Genomic DNA, 4,953 nt, shown 5'->3' on the forward strand with positions numbered 1-4,953 from the left:
GGTGGGCGCCGTGCCGCCGCCGCGCCGGCAGACGCTGGTGGATGCCTTTCAGTCGGGCCGCTCCCCGGTGCTGATCGCCACCTACGGCACCGGCGGCCTCGGCTTCACCCTGCACCGGGCCCGGCATGTGGTGCTGGTGGAGCGGCCCTGGACCCCGGGCGACGCCGAGCAGGCCGAGGACCGCTGCCACCGCATCGGCATGGGGGCCGCGCTCACCAGCCACTGGCTGCAGCTGGGTGTGGCCGACCGGCTGGTGGACGACCTGATCGCCAGCAAGGCCGAGCGGATCTCCCTGCTGCTGCAGGGCCAGGACAGCCTGCGTCGCCAGCGGGCCCTGCCGGCGCTGGTGCGCCAGTGGCTCGAGAGCGGCTGAGCCGCTGCCGGGCCCTCAGCCCCCCGGACGGGCGGGGGCGTCGTCGGCGCAGCTCTTCTGTCTCACCTCCAGGTCCTGGCGCAGGATCGGATCGAGCTTGTCCTTCGGTACCGCGGCGGCCAGCACCGTGGCCCGGGCGATGTCTCGGCAGGCCGCGGTGGTGTTGCCGGCCAGGGTGTGCAGCAGGAAGCGTTCGTTGAGCGGCCCCGGATCCTTCGGGAAGGCCGCCACCACCCGGTCGCACTGGCGCAGGGCCCCGGGCAGGTCCTCCAGCTTCACGGTCCGCAGGCAGTCCTCCCGGGTGATCGGCCGCTGGGGCAGGGGCTCCTCGGCACAGCCGCCCAGCAGCACGACCAGCAGCAGCCCCAGGGGACCGATGGCAGGTTGCAGGCGGGCCCGCTCAGTTGTAACGCTCACTCCGGGTCATGCCGCTGCCACCAGCCTTACCACCGCCGACGACCGAGATGGAGGTGGGGCCGGGTTCCGGGCTGGCTGCGGTGCTGCCGGCGGTGCGCGGCGCAAACAGTTCGCCCAGGAAGCGGCCGCAATCGGGAAAGGTGCCGGGGTTCTGAACCACGGCCTCGGTGATCATCACGGCGGCGTGCTCGGGGGAGGTCTTGAACAGACCGGCGCTCTGGCGCTTGATCAGGGCGTAGGCGGCGTTCCAGCTCACATCGTGGACGTTGCCGTTGTTGCGCATGAAGCAGTACACCTGGGCCCCCTTGCCCCCGGGGCCATCGATGTCATTGCCGGCCCGGGCGCTCTGGGCGGTGCCGGCGCCGGCCAGCAGGACGGCCGCCGCCGCCAGGACGATCGGGCCCAGTCGGTGAGAGAGAGAGTGGCGTGTGGCCATCGGACCGGAAGGGAAGAACGAGGTGGCCCAACGTATCGACCCCTGCGGCGCTGTCCAGGGTGGTCAGCCGCCCGGTGGGGTGGCGGTCGCCGGTAACACCAGCCGCACCACCAGCGGCAGGATCACCAGCACCGTGATCAGGCGCACGGCGTGCAGGGTGGCCACGGCCGCCCCGACGCCGAACTCCGCACCCACCAGGCTCATGCCGCTGATGCCCCCCGGGGCCGCCCCCAGCAGGGCCACCACGGGATTGACGCCCATCAGCCGACTGCATCCGAGCCCCACCACCAGGCCGGTGAGCACCAGGGTGACCGTGATCAGCAGGGCGGGTCGCCACAGCTGGCGCAGTTCCAGCAGGGCCGTGCCGGTGAGGCCCGTGCCGATCACCGTGCCGATGCCGATTTCCAGGAGGGTGCGGGTGCCGACCGGCCACTGGGCCACCTCCAGCCGTCCCGTCACGCTGACCAGGGCGGCCCCCAGCAACGCTCCGGCCAGGGGGGCCGCCGGGATGCCGGTGCGCAGGGCCAGCAGGCCGCCGGCGAGCCCGGCCAGCGCGTACATCAGCAGATGCCAGGCATGGTTCATCCGACGTGGAGCCCGATCAGCAGGGCCCACTCTGGGAGATCCGCGCCACAGGTGCTTGAGGGGGTGCTCCGGGTGTGTTGTCATGCGGCACAGCCCCGTCGCTTCCCCCGCCATGGCTCCCGCCTCGGTGTCGTTCCGCATCAGCCGCAATGCCGAAGATCTCGCCGAAACCATCCATGCCCTCTCCCAGCGGCTGGTGACCCTGGAGCAGCGGCTGGCGGCGGTGGAACTGCAGGCCTCCAGCCAGGCCAGGCCGGACCCCCAGGAGCTGGCCAGCCTTGACAACGTCGAGCGTCTGCTGCAGGACTGCCGCCATCTGCTGGAGATCGACGTCGCCTCCGAGCCGTCCCCCGCGTTCGAAAGCCAGGAGGACGTCGGCTATCCCAACGCCGCCTGAGGGCACGGTCCTCTGGCCAAGGGTGTCAAAATAAAAAGAAAGCGGGTCATGGCCTTCCCCACTTCCCCTTATCAGGCATCCTCCGGCGCTCTTCACGGGCAGGGTGTCACTCCACGCGGCTCCAGCCCGGCTCCCCACTGCAAGCTCCGCACCCATTCCCAGGTGGAGGGCGATCACCAGCTCGAGAAGCTCGAATTCGCCCTCGCCGTCGCCCTCACCCGGGGTGACCTCCAGCGTTCCGACCAGCTGCGCTCCCAGATCGCCGCCCTGGGCGGCAACCAGGAGGAGCCGGGCACCTGAGCCGGTGGGCCCCGCCGACAGGCGGCGGTTCAAGCCAGCCGATCCAGTGAATGGCTGATCATCTCTTTTCCCCCTGTCTTCCGCCCATGCGGTACAGGCTGTTATGTTCTGACCTAAGATGTAAACAGAAAAGGGCTGTTGATTGCCGACAGACCCTTTTTGCATGTTTTCGAAGCTGCGAAGTCCTCGCCGGTCATGATCGTTGCCAGTCCACCCGCCCCCGTCACCTTGACGCTTGAGACGCCCGTACGTCCGAGGTCCAGCGTGTCGCCGCTGTCCGATCCTGGGGCGCGCCAGCGCCTGTTGCTGCAGGCGGCCTCACTCAATGAGCAGGCGCAGGTAGCGGCCAGCGAGGGGGATTTTGAGGCGTCGGCCCGGGCCATTCTTCAGGCCCTTGACTGCGAGCGGCGCGCAGGCGGCCTTGGTCTTCAGGTGCTGCAGCTGATCAAGCCGCGCTCCTGATTCCCACTGCTGGTTGGGTTTGCAAGGTGCTGCCCACCGTTTCTGGCCCAAATCGAGGGTTCAACGAATTCAGCACCGTGTGACGTCCAGCCTGCGGCATGACGTCCGGGACATGTTGATCAAGCGGGTGACCGGATTCGAACCGGCGACGTTCAGCTTGGGAAGCTGACATTCTACCACTGAATTACACCCGCGTTTCTTCACGCGCTCGGTCACACTAGCAAGGCTACGGACGCCCTCCGGGTGCCCGTAGCCTTGCTGAATCCTTGTCAGGACTTGGCGGGAGCCGCCTGCTCCAAGGACTGGGACTGGTCAGGCCGCCGTTCAGGCGGCCAGCTCCACCGCCGCCGCCGCCACGCCGGCGCCGATCGGCGCCTTGGCCAGGCCCAGGCCCTGCAGGGTGGCCTCGATCGCCGCCACGGCGGTGAGCACGTCGCGGTCGCAGACGAAGCCCAGGTGGCCGATGCGGAACACCTTGCCCTTGAGGTGGTCCTGGCCGCCGGCCAGCAGGATGTCGAACCGCTCCTTCACCTGCTTGCGCAGGGCCTCGGCATCGATCCCCTCCGGCGCCACCGCCGTGATCGCCGGGCTGCCGTGACCCTCGGCCGCATACAGGGGCAGGCCGATGGCCTTCATCGCCGCCTGGGTGGCCCGGCGATGGCGGTCGTGGCGGGCGAAGATCGCCTCCAGGCCCTCCTTCTGCATCATCCCCAGGGCGGCCTCGAGGGCGAAGTAGAGGTTGATCGCCGGGGTGAAGGGGTTGCTGTCGTCGTCGGCCGCCTTGCGGTACTTGCCCAGATCCAGATAGAACTTCGGCAGATCGGAGCGTTCGTAGGCCGTCCAGGCCCGCTCGCCCATGGCCACGAAGCTCAGGCCCGGCGGCATCATGTAGCCCTTCTGGGAGCCGGAGCCCACCACGTCCACGCCCCACTCATCCATGGGCACGTCACAGGCCCCGAGGCTGGTGACGCAGTCGGCGATGGTGAGGGCCGTGCCGTGGGCCTTCACATGGCCGGCGATGGCCTGCAGGTCGTTGATCACCCCGGTGGAGGTTTCCGAGTGGGTGAGGATCACGCCCCGGATCTCCTTGGCGGTGTCGGCCTCGAGGGCGGCGCGGAAGGCCTCCGGGTCGAGGGGCTGGCCCCATTCCGCCTTGATCACCTCCACGGTCAGCCCGTAGGCCTTCGCCACCTTCACCCAGCGTTCGCCGAACTTGCCGTTGTCGCCGCAGAGCACCTTGTCGCCGCGGCTGAGGGTGTTGACGATCGCCGCCTCCATCGCCGCGGTGCCGCTGCCGGTCAGCACCAGCACATGGCCCTTGGTCTGGTGCAGCCACTGCAGCTGCTCGGTGGTGCGGCGCACGATCTTCTGGAAATCGCCGCTGCGGTGGCCGATCGGATGGCGGGCCATGGCCTGCAGGACGGTCTCCGGCACCGGGGTGGGGCCGGGGATCATCAGAGTGAGCTTGTCCTGCATGAGCTGTGGGGAGGGAAGGGGCGCGGGCCTGGCGGAGGCGAGGCGATCGACCACCATAAAAAACAGCGTTCCCGCTCGCCATCGATTCCCTGCGCCCCCCCTCCGCGCCCCCGCGGGGATTCACCCTGCCGGTGTGGCTGGCGGCCGCGGCCCGCGCCGCCCTCGGGTCCCTGCAGGGGGAGCCGTTCAACGCCTCGGTGGCCCTGGAACTGCTGCAGCCGCCGGGGGTGGTGCCGGTTCCGGTGCGGGCCGCTGCGGGCCTGGGCGAGGGGCTGGCCCTGGGGGAGAGCTGCTGTGATCCGGGCGAGGGGCTCGACCTCACCCGCGGCCTGGTGGTGTGGGTGCTGGCCCGCTGGCTCCCCGGCGACGGGCCCTGGCTGCAGCTGGAGCCCGGCGAGGGGGTGGGGGTCCACGCGGCGACCGGGGAGGCCTGCCTCTCGGCCTATGCCCGGCGCCTGCTGGAGGCCAACCTGCGGCCCCTGGTGCCTGACGGCCGCCGTCTGGGGC

General features: G+C 70.1%; 9 protein-coding genes and 1 tRNA gene. 5 read left to right on the forward strand and 5 right to left on the reverse strand.

The features are described 5' to 3' along the window. On the forward strand, positions 1-373 hold a 373-nt coding region (locus VB737_RS14940), incomplete at its 5' end, for a C-terminal helicase domain-containing protein (RefSeq protein WP_500314119.1). A gap of 15 nt (positions 374-388) precedes the next feature. Here VB737_RS14940 and VB737_RS14945 read toward each other — a convergent pair. The 3 genes from VB737_RS14945 to VB737_RS14955 form a co-directional block, all read right to left on the reverse strand. Continuing rightward, positions 389-790: a hypothetical protein gene (locus VB737_RS14945; protein ID WP_500314121.1), complete on the reverse strand. Its 402-nt coding sequence runs from the start codon at positions 788-790 to the stop codon at positions 389-391. After that, a complete protein-coding gene (locus tag VB737_RS14950) occupies positions 774-1,226 on the reverse strand; it encodes a DUF6554 family protein (RefSeq protein ID WP_500314123.1) in 453 nt (150 codons plus the stop codon). Before VB737_RS14950 ends, VB737_RS14945 begins: the two co-directional genes overlap by 17 nt. Before the next feature lie 63 nt (positions 1,227-1,289). Continuing rightward, positions 1,290-1,985, reverse strand: a complete 696-nt coding sequence (locus VB737_RS14955) for an AbrB family transcriptional regulator (RefSeq protein WP_500314125.1) — start codon at positions 1,983-1,985, stop codon at positions 1,290-1,292. Between VB737_RS14955 and VB737_RS14960 the strand changes: the two genes are divergently transcribed. The 3 genes from VB737_RS14960 (at position 1,924) to VB737_RS14970 (ending at position 2,970) form a co-directional block, all read left to right on the forward strand. Then, positions 1,924-2,208 carry a hypothetical protein gene (locus VB737_RS14960; protein ID WP_500314127.1) on the forward strand — a complete coding sequence of 95 codons (285 nt, stop codon included), beginning with the start codon at positions 1,924-1,926 and terminating at the stop codon, positions 2,206-2,208. The two genes, VB737_RS14955 and VB737_RS14960, sit on opposite strands and share 62 nt — an antisense overlap. Before the next feature lie 48 nt (positions 2,209-2,256). Beyond that, positions 2,257-2,508 (forward strand): DUF8683 family protein, encoded by a 252-nt coding sequence (locus VB737_RS14965; protein WP_500314129.1) that lies wholly within the window; start codon positions 2,257-2,259, stop codon positions 2,506-2,508. Positions 2,509-2,646: 138 nt separating this feature from the next. Continuing rightward, positions 2,647-2,970, forward strand: coding sequence for a hypothetical protein (locus VB737_RS14970; RefSeq protein WP_500314131.1), 324 nt, complete (start codon positions 2,647-2,649; stop codon positions 2,968-2,970). Between the two features lie 122 nt (positions 2,971-3,092). Here VB737_RS14970 and VB737_RS14975 read toward each other — a convergent pair. Next, positions 3,093-3,164: transfer RNA gene (locus VB737_RS14975), tRNA-Gly, on the reverse strand. A 130-nt stretch (positions 3,165-3,294) separates the two neighbouring features. After that, positions 3,295-4,446 carry a pyridoxal-phosphate-dependent aminotransferase family protein gene (locus VB737_RS14980; RefSeq protein WP_500314133.1) on the reverse strand — a complete coding sequence of 384 codons (1,152 nt, stop codon included), beginning with the start codon at positions 4,444-4,446 and terminating at the stop codon, positions 3,295-3,297. 131 nt (positions 4,447-4,577) lie between these two features. On the opposite strand from VB737_RS14980, the gene VB737_RS14985 reads away from it, so the two are divergent. After that, a partial coding sequence (locus tag VB737_RS14985) for a cobalt-precorrin-5B (C(1))-methyltransferase (protein ID WP_500314135.1) occupies positions 4,578-4,953 on the forward strand: 376 nt, incomplete at its 3' end.

This window comes from Synechococcus sp. BA-120 BA3, assembly GCF_034931285.1.
GTDB lineage: Bacteria > Cyanobacteriota > Cyanobacteriia > PCC-6307 > Cyanobiaceae > Cyanobium.